The organism is Anaerohalosphaera lusitana (assembly GCF_002007645.1).
Lineage (GTDB): Bacteria > Planctomycetota > Phycisphaerae > Sedimentisphaerales > Anaerohalosphaeraceae > Anaerohalosphaera > Anaerohalosphaera lusitana.
On sequence record NZ_CP019791.1, the window covers coordinates 2,978,680 to 2,991,893 of the forward strand.

The following is a 13,214-nucleotide window of genomic DNA, read 5'->3' on the forward strand; positions in this document are numbered from 1 at the left end:
CCGGACTCCACTTTTCAATCCCGGAAGCCCCAGAGCAACGAGGTGCAATCCCATGGCAAACAAGGTCAAAGTAGGTATCGTCGGTTTCGGAACAGTAGGCACCGGAGTAGCAAAAATACTCCTCGAAAACAACGACATCATCAAATCCAAAAGCGGCATCGACGTCGAACTCGTCTCCGTCGTCGACATGGACACAACCACTCCGCGCCCCCTCAGCCTGCCCCAGGGAATGCTCTCATCCAACCTCGCAGACGTCATCGACAACGACTCCATCTCAATAGCAGTAGAACTCATCGGCGGCACCACCGTCGCAAAAGACATAGTCATCGAAATGCTCCGCTCCGGCAAACACGTCGTCACCGCCAACAAGGCCCTCATCGCCGAACACGGCACAGAGCTCTACAAGGTGGCACGCGAAAACAACCGCTGCATCGCCTTCGAAGCCAGCACCTGCGGCGGAACACCCGTCATAGGCGCACTCCGCACAGGCCTCGCCGCCAACCAGGTCAACGCCCTCTACGGCATCCTCAACGGCACCTGCAACTTCATACTCTCCAACATGACCGACAACGACATCGACTTCCCCACAGCCCTCAAACAGGCACAGGAAAAGGGCTACGCCGAAGCCGACCCCACCCTCGACATCAACGGCGCAGACACCGCCCACAAACTCACCATCCTCAGCCGTATCGCCTTCGGCCGACAGATCGAATTCTCCGACGTCTACTTCGAAGGCATCGAAAACACCAGCATCGTCGACATCCGCTACGGCCGCGACATGGGCTACACACTAAAGCTCCTCGCCATCGCCGAACGCGACCCCGAAACCGACAAGATATCCCTACGCGTCCACCCGGCCTTCATCCACGACGACCACCCACTCGCCCAGATCGAGGGCCCCTTCAACGCCGTATCCGTTATTGGCCACGCTGTCGGCCAGACAATGTACTACGGACGCGGCGCGGGCATGCTCCCCACAGCAAGCGCGGTAGTCGCAGACATCATCGAAGTAGCTCTCGGCAATTCCGAAAAACTCTTCAACGGCCAGACCCTACAGTCCCGCGAAGAAACTCTCGAAAAGATCGACCCCATCGAAAACCTCACCACCCGCTTCTACGTCCGCGTCATGGCCAAAGAACAGCCGGGCGTCGTCGCGGCATACTCAAAGATCCTCGGCGACCACAACATCAGCATCTCAGGCGTTCTCCAGCGCGAAGAAGCCGAACACTCAAACATCGTTCCCGTCGTCATCGCCACCAACGCCACCAAACAGAAAAACATGACCGCCGCCCTGCAGGAGATCACCGACCTCGACGTCATAACCGAAACTTCTACCTGCATCAGGATCGTAGACATCCCGGAGGACGACATTGAAGACTAAATACGCGATCATAATCCCAGACGGCGCCGCCGACTACCCCATCGAAGAATTCGACGGCAAAACCCCGCTCCAGGCCGCCCAGACACCCAACATGGACCGCATCGCGATCCAGGGCCGCCAGGGTACCGTCCAGACCATCCCCGCAGGTATGCCCGCCGGCTCCGACGTCGCACAAATGTCCCTGCTCGGATACGACCCTCTAAAATACTACAACGGCCGCGCACCCATCGAAGCCGCCGCACAGGACATCAAACTCGGCGAAGACGACTGGGCCTTCCGCTGCAACCTCGTCACCATCGCCGACGACGTGATGGCCGACCACTCCGCCGGCCACATCTCAACCGACGAAGCAGCAAAAGTCATCGCCGACATCAAAACCCTCTTCGCAGAAGACGCACGCCTCAAATTCTACACAGGCGTCAGCTACCGACACCTCTGCATCATCACAGGCGAAGACTTCGAAAAGATCGTCACCACCCCGCCCCACGACATCATCGGCGAAAAAGCATCGAAGTACTACCCCAAGGGCAAACACGCAAAAATGCTCGTCGAAGCCATGAAACGCTCGCAGGACTTCCTCGCCGACCACGACATAAACCGCGTCCGCAAGGACCTCGGCGAAAACCCCGTCACCAGCATCTGGCTCTGGGGCCACGGCCAGCGAATGGCGCTCGACTCGTTCAAAAAACGCTTCAAACTCTCCGGCGCAGCCATCACGGGCGTCGACCTCATCCGCGGCCTCGCAAAACTCATCGGCTTCGACATCCTCCACGTCGAAGGCGCCACCGGCTACATCGACACCAACTACTACGGCAAGGGTCAGGCAGCCGTCGAGGCCCTCGAAAATTACGACCTGCTCTTCGTCCACGTCGAAGCACCCGACGAAGCCGGACACTCAGGCAACGCCCAGGCAAAGAAATATTCCATCGAACAGATCGACCGCCACATCGTCGGCCCCGTACACGAAGCACTCGAAAAGTACCAGGACTACCGCATCATCGTCCTGCCCGACCACCCAACACCCATCGAGATCCAGTCACACACCGACGAACCGGTCCCATTCGCAATGGCCGGAACGAACGTAAAGGCCTCACTGAAAAAACCATTCTCCGAAGAAAACGCCTTCGAAACAGGCCTGCACATACCCCGAGGCTCAGAGCTGATGGAATACTTCCTGACCATCTGACCGCACCGGAAATTACGGCTTACCACCATTTCCGCGCATATTTTTGGTTCATCATGAAATATGAGCTACCCGCATGAACACCCCAATGCTGTCATTGCGAGCGGCAAAGCAGCGTGGCTATCTCAATCGCCACAAAAAAGTTTGCTCACTCAACACACACCGCCCCGCACTGTCATCCGCCGAAGGCGGACCCAGAGAACCTCGCGGCTGCGGATGTACGCCCCCCCCCTTTGTCACCCCGGCCTCCGAGCCGGGGCCCAGAGAACACAACGAGCACACATGCACACCCAAAACACCCTGCATCACTATCTGTTGTCGGCCTTCGTCACATCCATCCCCAATTCTCAAGCAAACTTTAGCTCGCCGACGCTTTATCGCAGAAATTACCAAAAAAAACAACCATTTTTAAATATTGACTTTTCCCGCTACATGATAAAAGCTATAATAGAATTACTAATATTTCTGCTCACTAAACAAATCAAAGGAGCAGCCAATGAAAAACAAAACATTCATAACTCTTTTGATCGCCTCTCTGATCCTTAATGTCGCTCTGCCCTTCACCATCCACGCAGTCGGGGTCTATTACCGCAACCTCAACTTCAACACCCTCAACACCTGCGAAGTCTCCGGTGCCCGCCTCGCGAAGGTACTCCTCGACAGGATCGAATTCCACACCAGCACCCGCCAGACAGCAAACCACGTACTTGCCGAAAAAGGAGATGAAAAATGAAAGTGTCTGCTGAAAAACTCAAACTCATCCTCGCAGCCAGCATATTCGCAAACCTGATCATGCTCGCCTTCCTGGCCTATGTAACCTCCTCCCTTGCCCCCATGCCGAACCAAACCATGCACGATCAGGCCCGCGCCGATGCCCATTTCATACAGCAGGTCGATACCGCCATCGCCCGAAATGACATTGCTAAACTCGCCGAACTGAGAACACAACTCCAGCAGATAGCACACCCGAAAACCATTAATGGCCAAGGTACTTGGCCCGGTGAATAACCCCCAAGTTTTTATATTGCGACCAGCGAAGCTACTCGGCAAACTCAAACGTCACAAAAAAGCTTGACCACCCAAAACAAGCAAAAGGCATAAAAGTTTTAGTTCATTGATCGTGTTGCGTTTGCGCAGCAAAAGTGACACTGGCATGACCAACAAAAGTCGTCATTCCCCCTCTGCCACCACCAGCAGCAAAACGCCCCGCCCCCTCCACCAGCCGCATAATTTCATAGCCCGCCGAGAATGGACCCAACGGAAAGTACGTCGGAGGCGCGGCTGTTAAATTCTGCGGCGGCCCAATCACCTAATGACTCACCACACCAGCCGAACGGAAAAGGTTCCGAAAGATAAATCTGAGTTTTGAAACAGTTTCAGAATTCTGCGGCGGCCCTGCACCAACAGCAACAACGTCCGTCATTGTCATTGCGAGGAGCGCAGCGACGTGGCAAACTCAAACGTCACAAAAAGCTTGCTCGCTCAAAACAAGCAACCGCCCATCTGCCTCACCCCTCCTTGCACCGATCCACCCACTCCTCATGCATCCGCGCCATTTCCTCCACAACCCCCGGCCGCCGATCAGCCAGATCATCCGTCTCCGTCTTGTCCTTCTCCACATCATAAAGCTCCCAAGCATCCGGCCCCGAACCCCAGCGAACCAGCTTCCACTTGCCCTTCATCACTGCCTTGCCTCGCGCCCACTGCCAGTAGATCGCCCGATCACTCTCCAGCGACTCACCCCGCAGTATCGGCGCAAGACTTATCCCCGCAGGCCCCGCGATCTCCTTCCCGTCATGCTTGTCCGGATAACTCGCCCCGCATATCTCCCCAAGCGTCGGCAGAACGTCTATAAAATGCGCCGCGAACTCACTCTTCCGCCCGCCTGCTATCTTACCCTTCCAGTAAGCGATGAACGGCGTGCAGATACCTCCCTCATAGCTGTAATTCTTGTAATACCTGAACGGCGTATTGCACACGTTCGCCCAGTTCCTCCCAAGCGAACTCCACCTAGTCATCGAACCGATCTCACCGCTGCCCGGCACATTCTCACCCCGCCTTACCACCTCCGCCGAAGCTCCGTTATCCGAAGCGAACATAATAAGCGTGTTCTCAAGCTCCCCGATCTCCTTCAGCTTCTCGACGACCCTCCCTATATTCTGGTCCAGCCGATCGATCATCGCAGCATAAACCGCCATCTTCCGCGACTCTTCCCCCCGCTCTTCCTCACTCAGCTTCTCCCATTTCTTATACGTCGCCTCGGACAGCGGATACGTCTTTTCATCGATCAGCCCCATCTCCACCTGCCTCTTATACCGCTTCGCCCTCACCGGCTCATACCCATCCTTGTACGAATCCTCATACTTTGCAATATCCTCCCCCCACGCCATCAGCGGATCATGCGGCGCAGTATACGCAAGGTACAAAAAGAACGGCCGATCCTCATCCTTGTACTCCTCCAGGTAATCCAGCGCATAATTGGTAAAATAGTCCGTCGTATAAAAGTCCTTCTCCTCAGGCGTGTACGGATGATACGTCTTCTCGTCTATGCACCACACACGATCCCGCTTCTTCGCTGGCTTCCCCTCACCGGGCCTCTGATCACCCGGATTGAAAAAGTTACAGCACCCGTCCCGCAGCCCGTAATACCGGTCAAACCCCCTGTCATACATATTCTCCGTCCCATGATGCTTACCCGCCATAAGCGTCCGATAACCGCCCCGCTTCAGAAGCTCGCCAATCGTAACCGCGTTCTTTATCTCCCCGTGCCTTTTATCCATCCCGCACTGCTGCGCATACTTACCGGTCAGCAGACACGCCCGAGATGGAAAACATTTCGCCGTATTATGAAACTGAGAAAATCGCAGCCCATTATACCCAAGCTCATCGATGTTAGGCGTATCGATCTCACCGCCGTAACACCCGATATCCGACCAACCCATATCATCCGCAAGTATCAGAACAACGTTCGGCCTGTCCCCCCGCTCACCCGAAACTTTGCCGCCTTTCACCTTGGAAACCGCCCCGCCCAAAACAGCTCCGCCCAATACCAGCCCCGACCGCTTCAAAAACCCACGCCGCGTAATAGTCCCGCTCATTAGTCGCTCCAAAAAAAATTCCTCGAATACTGATATAATACTATCACCTCCAGCCGCAAATTACAACCCCGCTAACACAAACTACCCCAACCCAGAGCCAACAAAAAAAAACCGGCACGAACAAACTCGCACCGGCTCTAAAAACCAATAATCTCTGTCCCGATCAAAAGACAGGCACCAACCCCGCCGCGGCACTCCAGTTCTTCACCCAGTAGCACTCTGAAGACTTGAACCTCTGAACTGAACCGTCAAGATAGCCGGCATTAATGTCTATTTCGTCAGGAATCTCATCCTGCGGCCCATCCATCACGAAATATGGGTCCACCTTCGTAGCACCGCCAAAATTATGACTGCTGTACCACGAATTCGAAGGCGTCTCCCACAACAGGTTCCCCTGACCTTGCGGCAGATAAAAAAGCGAATCCTGCAATATAAGCTGGTTTTTACTGCTCATCTTACTCGGCGCAACAAAATTCTCACCCTGTGCACCACCAGTGCTCACACTTTGATTATACCCCTGGTAGTTCCAAAGTAGCATATAAGTCGCATGCAGCGGCGCAAAGTCATAATCCTGATAGACTTCATTATAAGTCCCAACCGACTCCACCTTCGACCCGCGCGGCGGCCACGGCGTATCCTTAGCAATCGGCGCCACGGTACAATTATACACACCCACGTCCGGCAGATAACCGCCCAGGTACTTACCAACCGGATGATAGTTCGACAAAGTAGGATCCAGCGTACCAACCCCATTGCCGTACCAGTTCAGCTCCGTTGGCCTATGATAGTTATTGCCCCCCACCCAGTTCGGATTAGGCGGCAGCTTACCATCATGTTCTGTACCGTACATCGACACGCCGTAAATAAGCTGCTTCTGATTACTCCCGCAGACCACAAGCCGCGCCTTCTCCTTGACCATGCTCAACGCCGGCATCATGATCGACAGCAAAAGCGCAATTATCGCAATTACAACCAGCAGCTCGATCAGCGTAAAACCTCTCTTCACTCGCATTCGCGATCCCCTTATTTACTAAGTTCAGAATTAACTTACCTCTGCCATTATACAAAAATCGCACGATTTTTGCAGACCCGCCTCGCATGTATATGCATCAAACCCAAACATTTTTGCGATAAAATCATTTTTTGCCGACAAAAAACTGCCAAATAATGCCACAAACCGTGAAGTATTACAAAACCCAGCCTTCTAAATCCCCCTCAAACTCCCTCAAATACACAAACACCAACGTTAAACCTCCCCTCTATCCAGCCGATAAAACCCTTATATGCTCTTGATTACCGCCGGGCGAACCCTGCATTTGCATTTCGCCCCCGTTTTTGCTCTAATAATGATCTAATCCAAATCAATCAACCGGCCCGCCGCCGCAAGGAATCATAGCACAGCAATGAGAACAACTTTTAAATGTAGAAACCTCTTCACTGTCAGCCTCATCCTGCTGATCGCCGCCCTCCTCGCGCCCGCATCCCTCGCCGCCGAAACCCACAAACCCGGCTACGCCATAATCACCACCGACTACATCGCCCAAAATTCCGCCGCCCTTCCCGACTTCCTCGCCCACAAATCCGCCCGCGGCTTCAACGTCATCCTCGCAACCCAATCCGACTTCGGCTCCGCCACCGGCCAGCCCGCCGCCGACAACATCCGCAACTTCCTCGCCGCAAACCACACCGCCCAAAACATCACCTACGTCCTCCTCCTCGGCAACCCGCACCCAACCTCCGGCACCATACCCATGAAGCTCGTCCAAAGCTCAGTAGGCGACTCACCCTTCCCAACCGACACGTACTACGCCGACCTCGACGGCAACTGGCCCGAAAACGCCGACGGCAACTGGGAAGTCTACCCAGGCCGCATCCCCTACTACGGCGAATCCTCACAATGGTACAAACTCGCCGACGTCGACCACATACTCCGCAAATGCATCGCATACGAAAACGCAGCCGAAACCGAATGGCGAAACAACGCATTCTTCGTCATCCACAACTACGAAGCAGGCAACCGCCAAGGCATGGAGCACATCAAAAACGACTACCTAATCCCCCGCGGCATGAAATACCGCCGCATCTACGACTCCCCCGGCGACGAACTCCCCCCCGCTGAACTATACGTCCCCGGCACCAAAACCGAAGAAGTCATCACCGCCCTCAACTCGAACAAATTCGGCCTCGCATGGCTCAGCGGACACTCCTCCAGCTACGGCCCCAACGGCCTCCTCACAAACACCGACGCCATCGAAAAACTCGACGACGACCACCCCACCCTCTTCTGGTCCGTCGCATGCCAGTCCGGCAACCCATCATACGAACACAACTTCGGCGCCGCCCTCCTCCGAAACGGCGCAATAGGCTCCGTCGCCGCATCCGTCAGCGTCAACGGCGATCCCCGGCCCATGTTCAAAAACATCATCGAAAACCGCATGACCCAGGGCAAGGCATACTGGCAAGGCAAACCCGCCGACGCAACCGTCCTCCACGACACCATCGCAGGCTACAACTTCTACGGCGACCCCTCCATCCGCATCCAGACCGGCGACTCCTACGAACCCTACGCCTTCATGGTCGAACCCACCGGCGCCTCCCACCACGTCCTCCAGCAGCTCGAAAACTTCACCGAAACCCAAACCTACACAATAACCAACAACTCCCTCGCCCCCATCGACTACACCCTCTCCGCCGACTCCCCCTGGCTCTCCATCTCCAACACCACCGGCACCATCAACCCCGACAGCTCCGCAAACGCATACGTCACCATAACTGCCGACGCTGCCCAACTCCCCCCGGGCGACCACTCCACAGAACTCACCTTCACCAACACAACCACAGGCCAAACCGAAACCCGCCTCGTCACCCTCCGCGTCAAGCCCCGCATCCTCACCCTCCGCTACAGCCTCGACGAAACCGCCGGCACCACCGCCTCCGACGCCATCGCCGACAACCACGCCTCCCTCCAAAACTTTACCTTCGACACCGCAGCAACCGCAGGTCATATCGACGGCGCCCTCACCTTCGACGGCCTCGACGACACACTCACCGTAAACCACCTCGACATCGACAACCCCGCCGTCACCATCACCGCCTGGCTCAAATCCGACGGCACACAAAACAACTCCGCCGCAATCATCTCCAACCGCACCACCGCCGGCGCAGCCCTCCACTTCAAATACAACAACCAGCTCGCCTACACCTGGAACGGCACCAACGAATACTGGAACACCGGCCTAAACGTCCCCCCCGACACCTGGACATTCGTCGCCCTGACCATCGAACCGGGCCGAGCCGCCGTCTACATGTACGACGGCCAGATGCACTCCGCCGCCCGATACGCAAACCACGCCACCGAACCCTTCACCGGCACAACCTGCATCGGCTCCGACATCGGCCGTACAGGCACCTTCTTCGACGGCGTCCTCGACGACCTCCGCATCTACAACTACGCACTCGACGCCTCCGCCATAGACGCCGTCCGTCGCGGCGGCCGCGCGACCAACCCAACCCCCGCCAACGCCGAACAGGGCTTCCCGCCCATCAAGCTCCGCTGGCTCCCCAGCCCCGTCGCAAGCTACTACCATATATACCTCGGCACCTCCCGCGACGCAGTCGAATCCGCCACCACCCTCTCCCCCGAATACATCGGCCGCACCTCCGTCACATACCGCTCCTTCGACTGGTACCCCGAAACACAATACTTCTGGCGCATAGACACCGTCACCCCCACCGGCACCCTCACCGGCGACATCTGGCATTTCACCACCTCCAACGGCACCGGCGCCCTCACCCGCGAAATATGGACCGGTCTGCCCGGCTCATCCGTCGACGACCTCACAAGCTACATCCTCTACCCCAACATCCCCATCCGCAACGGCGCGGTCCGCACGTTCCAGGCCCCCTCAAACTACGCCGACTCCTACGGCCAGCGCATCCACGGCTACATAATCCCGCCCCTAACGGGCCCATACACCTTCTACATCGCCGCCGACGACACTGCCCAGCTCCACCTCTCCACCGACCAGGACCCCGCAAACACCTCCCTCATCGCGGAAGTGACCAGCCTGACCACCCCAGAAAACTTCGACGACGCCTTCGAACCCGCCCAGACCTCCGACCCGATCCACCTCACCGCAGGCCGACGCTACTACATCTCCGCCCTGCACAAAGAAGACACACAGGCCGACCACCTCTCCGTCGCCTGGAAACACCCCGACATCCCCCGACAGATCATCCCCGCCGAACACATCATGCCCTACCTCCCCGGCTTCAACGCTGCCCCATACTTCACCGCTGACCCCATAACCGCCGCACCCGCAACCGAGGCCCAGCCCTACACCGCCTCCATCGCAGACACCGCAGCCGACGACCTCGGCCCCGACAACCTAACCTTCACCAAAGCCTCGGGCCCCGCCTGGCTCACCGTCTCACCCGCCGGCGAACTCACCGGCACACCCGCCGACGCCGACACACAAACAAACCCCAACACATTCACCATCGGCGTAACCGACTCAATAGGCGACTACGACGAAACCACCCTGCACATAGACGTCGCCCAAAAATACACCGGCGAAAAAGGCATCCCCGACCTCACCCTCTTCGCAGACGCCTGGCTTTCAAACCCCGCACAACCCCCAGCCGACCTCAACAACGACAACAAAGTAAACCTCCACGACCTCACCATCCTGACCCAAAACTGGCTAAAAACCCCCTGACCCACAACGCGCATCCCGCCCCCGATGTCATCCGCCTCAGACGGTCCAAAAGAACACAAGGCCCGTACAAATTTGTCATTGCGAGGAGCGGAGCGACGTGGCAACCTCAAACACCACAAATAAGCCTGCTAACCCAAAACATGTAACAGCCCTGCTCCATAATCACCAGCCGCATAATTTCATAGCCCGCCGAGAATGGACCCAACGGAAAGTTCGTCGGAGGCGTGGCTGTTAAATTCTGCCCCGGCCCAACTGCCATCACCGTCACCAGGCAATCTCAACAAAAACAGCCACCCAGTCGGGCACATCACTATACGCAGCCGAGAAATTCTCGGGCGGACCACTCCCCCCGGCAAAACCGGGTTTCAATGGCCGTCCACGGCACTGGACGTTCGCGTCAAACGCCGCCGAGCAATGCACCCTCAAACCGTCAACGCCCGGCCGAATGGCTGAAACATTATCGAACATACGACTACCGCATTCAACCCAAAAACATAACGAGCAAAAAACGCAAAAGAGTTAGTCCAGTGAAGCCATTGCATTTGCGCAGCAAAAGTGACACCTTTAATAAAGTGGCACTTTTCGCCGCAAACAAACCGTCGACTCGGCAAATAAAAAGGTTGTTCCCCTCCATCAATCCCTTATAATCCAGCAAGCTCTTTACAAAATCCATAATATCCGCCCAAACTCCACAGACCGCCACACAATCACAACCCGCTACTACTACAACGACAACTGGCAGGTCCTCATGGAGTACACCGTCGACTCCGGCACAGAAAGCGAATCGGCAAGCTGCATCTACGGCAACTACGTCGACGAGGCCCTGCTGATGGCCGATGCGAACGGCGACCGGACACACGCCTACATCCACAACAACCTTTACAGCCCCGTCGCAATGATCGACTGGACCGACGGCACCATCGCCGAACGCTGCGAATACAGCGTCTACGGCACCGCAACCGTCCGCCTGCCCGGCCCCGACGGCTCATACTACACCGCCGACGACATCACCCAGGACGCCCCGAAAACCGCAAATCCGTACTTGTACACAGGCCGACGCCTTGATATACTCGAAGGCGGCTCTTTGAAATTACAATACTCCCGCCACCGCTACTACGACCCCCAAACCGGCAGATTTCTGCAGAAGGATCCGCTGGGAATTGCACCTTTTGGATTGATTTTAGGTAATTCATTCGATCCTGTAGGGCAGTATGATGGCGGATTGCTCGCCTACTCTTATGGGAGGTTAATCCCCACTATCGCAGTGGATTTTTTGGGCCTGAAAGACTATGCAATAGGCAATGGGCCTAGACCAGATATTAACTGGGATGATAATTATGAGTATGATGCAAGTGCAAAACCCACGCTGAAAGATTATTTATACTGGTTTATATTTCGCGAATTACTAAAGACACTTGAAGCTACAGGTTTCATGCCTGATGCTGCCAGGGCTTATAGGCATTACAGAGGTGCATCTGGTGATGACCTTCATGTTAAATACAACAAAGCTATCAAAGAAGATGCGAAAATTAGGCGGTCTTTCGAATCAGAAATTGCTGGTGCACAAGCAGATATAGAACGGCTCCACGATGGCGAAACAAAAGAGTTCTGGGTCTACTCTCAAGAAGAACGTGGAACTGGCCATCCTGAAACTCAAAATTGGCAAAAGGCATTAGGCGGACACTGCATATGGGGGGAAGGTCCTGTAAAGTATGATTCAGCTACTTGCGAGTATAGCTTTCATATTTCTATCGAAATGGAAGACTGGTATAATTTTAACCCCGCACAGAATGATATAGCTACTGGCCTGCCAGATGAGATCAATGGCCGGTTTCAACGATTAGGTTGGGCAAAAGCTTTCTTTTCTCGAGGCAAAGTTGAGCGAACAGTGAAATGGAAACGTGGAAAGGCATCGACAACCACAGAAATTGACGGGGAACCTAGGAGGCGTAGCAGAAGAAGATTTCGATAAAAGCATAAATTATAATATCTTAACAGGTGGTATATGACACGTTACAAACACAAGATACTAGGATTTTTATTTGCGGCCGCAATTTGTAGCACTTTTATTGGTTGCAAAGAAACGTCAACTCGGCAGAGCACGTCAACTTCAGAGTTGCTAAAAGGTCTCGCAAATCTAAAAGGTTATGCGCTAATTAACTGTAAATTTACTATTGAATCAGAACGCAAACGCGATATTTTACCAGCCCCATCTGATTTTAAGGTGATAATTCGAGGCTATGCAGACCTTAGCCAGGCTGGCATGCTGTCCTTAAAAAATGATTATTCATTTGAACCTATAGATCGAAACATGTTGCCAGTAAAATTGAACGAAATAGTGCCGCCTGGCAAACTTCTATATAGCAAAGAGTTTAACAATACATTCTCATCCAATAAGCCGATGTATTATAATGGATTTGTTGTCATACGTCAGAATGATGAAAAAAATAGAGTTTATTTTCTGACCACTGATTTAGATCATGATTTAAAAATGTCAAAATAATTAAGAAACTGATATGGAACGGAATAAATAAAAAGGGTCAAATAAATAAAAAGGGTCAGACACCTTTAATATGCTCATAAGTGCTTTATTAACAAGGACTTATCTGTCTCGCACACCTTAACCCACGTCAGCGGCCCCATGGTTGAAACCCACCTGCACACCACAAACTGTCAAGCCCAAAACAAAAGATCATACCAAACTTCAGCCAACCAAATCAACGTCCAAACACATCCGACCATTCACCGCACCCACTAGCCGCATAATATTAACAAAAAAAGTTCGCCGAGAATGGACCCAGCGGAAAGTACGTCGTGGCGCGGCTGTTAAATTT

The 13,214-nt window shown here is 54.5% G+C and carries 10 protein-coding genes; 7 read left to right on the forward strand and 3 right to left on the reverse strand.

All coding sequences use genetic code 11. The features are described 5' to 3' along the window. Window positions 1–52: 52 nt before the first annotated feature. The 4 genes from STSP2_RS11975 (at window position 53) to STSP2_RS11990 (ending at window position 3,572) form a co-directional block, all read left to right on the forward strand. A complete protein-coding gene (locus STSP2_RS11975; protein WP_146662980.1) occupies window positions 53–1,381 on the forward strand; it encodes a homoserine dehydrogenase in 1,329 nt (442 codons plus the stop codon). Then, window positions 1,371–2,567 (forward strand): cofactor-independent phosphoglycerate mutase, encoded by a 1,197-nt coding sequence (locus STSP2_RS11980; RefSeq protein WP_146662982.1) that lies wholly within the window; start codon window positions 1,371–1,373, stop codon window positions 2,565–2,567. Before STSP2_RS11975 ends, STSP2_RS11980 begins: the two co-directional genes overlap by 11 nt. Window positions 2,568–3,060: 493 nt before the next feature. Beyond that, window positions 3,061–3,297 carry a hypothetical protein gene (locus STSP2_RS11985; RefSeq protein WP_146662984.1) on the forward strand — a complete coding sequence of 79 codons (237 nt, stop codon included), beginning with the start codon at window positions 3,061–3,063 and terminating at the stop codon, window positions 3,295–3,297. Continuing rightward, entirely contained in the window at window positions 3,294–3,572 is a 279-nt protein-coding gene (locus STSP2_RS11990; RefSeq protein WP_146662986.1) for a hypothetical protein, read from the forward strand. Before STSP2_RS11985 ends, STSP2_RS11990 begins: the two co-directional genes overlap by 4 nt. Before the next feature lie 500 nt (window positions 3,573–4,072). Here STSP2_RS11990 and STSP2_RS11995 read toward each other — a convergent pair whose 3' ends face one another. Together STSP2_RS11995 and STSP2_RS12000 are read right to left on the reverse strand one after the other, a co-directional pair. Continuing rightward, the gene (locus tag STSP2_RS11995; protein WP_146662988.1) at window positions 4,073–5,662 is read right to left on the reverse strand and encodes an arylsulfatase; all 1,590 of its coding nucleotides are present in this window, start codon (window positions 5,660–5,662) and stop codon (window positions 4,073–4,075) included. Window positions 5,663–5,825: 163 nt separating this feature from the next. Further along, on the reverse strand, window positions 5,826–6,674 hold the full coding sequence (locus STSP2_RS12000; protein WP_146662990.1) for a type II secretion system protein: 849 nt from the start codon (window positions 6,672–6,674) through the stop codon (window positions 5,826–5,828). A 391-nt stretch (window positions 6,675–7,065) separates the two neighbouring features. Here STSP2_RS12000 and STSP2_RS17885 point away from each other — a divergent pair, with 391 nt between their 5' ends. Continuing rightward, window positions 7,066–10,380, forward strand: coding sequence for a C25 family cysteine peptidase (locus tag STSP2_RS17885; protein WP_146662992.1), 3,315 nt, complete (start codon window positions 7,066–7,068; stop codon window positions 10,378–10,380). Between the two features lie 264 nt (window positions 10,381–10,644). Here STSP2_RS17885 and STSP2_RS12010 read toward each other — a convergent pair whose 3' ends face one another. Beyond that, window positions 10,645–10,848, reverse strand: coding sequence for a hypothetical protein (locus STSP2_RS12010; RefSeq protein WP_146662994.1), 204 nt, complete (start codon window positions 10,846–10,848; stop codon window positions 10,645–10,647). Between the two features lie 280 nt (window positions 10,849–11,128). On the opposite strand from STSP2_RS12010, the gene STSP2_RS12020 reads away from it, so the two are divergent. After that, window positions 11,129–12,352 carry an RHS repeat-associated core domain-containing protein gene (locus STSP2_RS12020; protein WP_146662998.1) on the forward strand — a complete coding sequence of 408 codons (1,224 nt, stop codon included), beginning with the start codon at window positions 11,129–11,131 and terminating at the stop codon, window positions 12,350–12,352. Window positions 12,353–12,385: 33 nt separating this feature from the next. Then, on the forward strand, window positions 12,386–12,883 hold the full coding sequence (locus tag STSP2_RS12025) for a hypothetical protein (RefSeq protein ID WP_146663000.1): 498 nt from the start codon (window positions 12,386–12,388) through the stop codon (window positions 12,881–12,883). The last annotated feature ends 331 nt before the right edge of the window (window positions 12,884–13,214 follow it).

What these genes read in the sequence shown, in the direction of transcription:
- STSP2_RS11975 (WP_146662980.1), top strand. Translation starts at nt 53, where the DNA reads ATGGCAAACAAGGTCAAAGTAGGTATCGTCGGTTTCGGAACAGTAGGC.
- STSP2_RS11985 (WP_146662984.1), top strand. Translation starts at nt 3,061, where the DNA reads ATGAAAAACAAAACATTCATAACTCTTTTGATCGCCTCTCTGATCCTT.
- STSP2_RS11990 (WP_146662986.1), top strand. Translation starts at nt 3,294, where the DNA reads ATGAAAGTGTCTGCTGAAAAACTCAAACTCATCCTCGCAGCCAGCATA.
- STSP2_RS11995 (WP_146662988.1), bottom strand. Translation starts at nt 5,662, where the DNA reads ATGAGCGGGACTATTACGCGGCGTGGGTTTTTGAAGCGGTCGGGGCTG.
- STSP2_RS12000 (WP_146662990.1), bottom strand. Translation starts at nt 6,674, where the DNA reads ATGCGAGTGAAGAGAGGTTTTACGCTGATCGAGCTGCTGGTTGTAATT.
- STSP2_RS17885 (WP_146662992.1), top strand. Translation starts at nt 7,066, where the DNA reads ATGAGAACAACTTTTAAATGTAGAAACCTCTTCACTGTCAGCCTCATC.
- STSP2_RS12010 (WP_146662994.1), bottom strand. Translation starts at nt 10,848, where the DNA reads ATGTTCGATAATGTTTCAGCCATTCGGCCGGGCGTTGACGGTTTGAGG.
- STSP2_RS12020 (WP_146662998.1), top strand. Translation starts at nt 11,129, where the DNA reads ATGGAGTACACCGTCGACTCCGGCACAGAAAGCGAATCGGCAAGCTGC.
- STSP2_RS12025 (WP_146663000.1), top strand. Translation starts at nt 12,386, where the DNA reads ATGACACGTTACAAACACAAGATACTAGGATTTTTATTTGCGGCCGCA.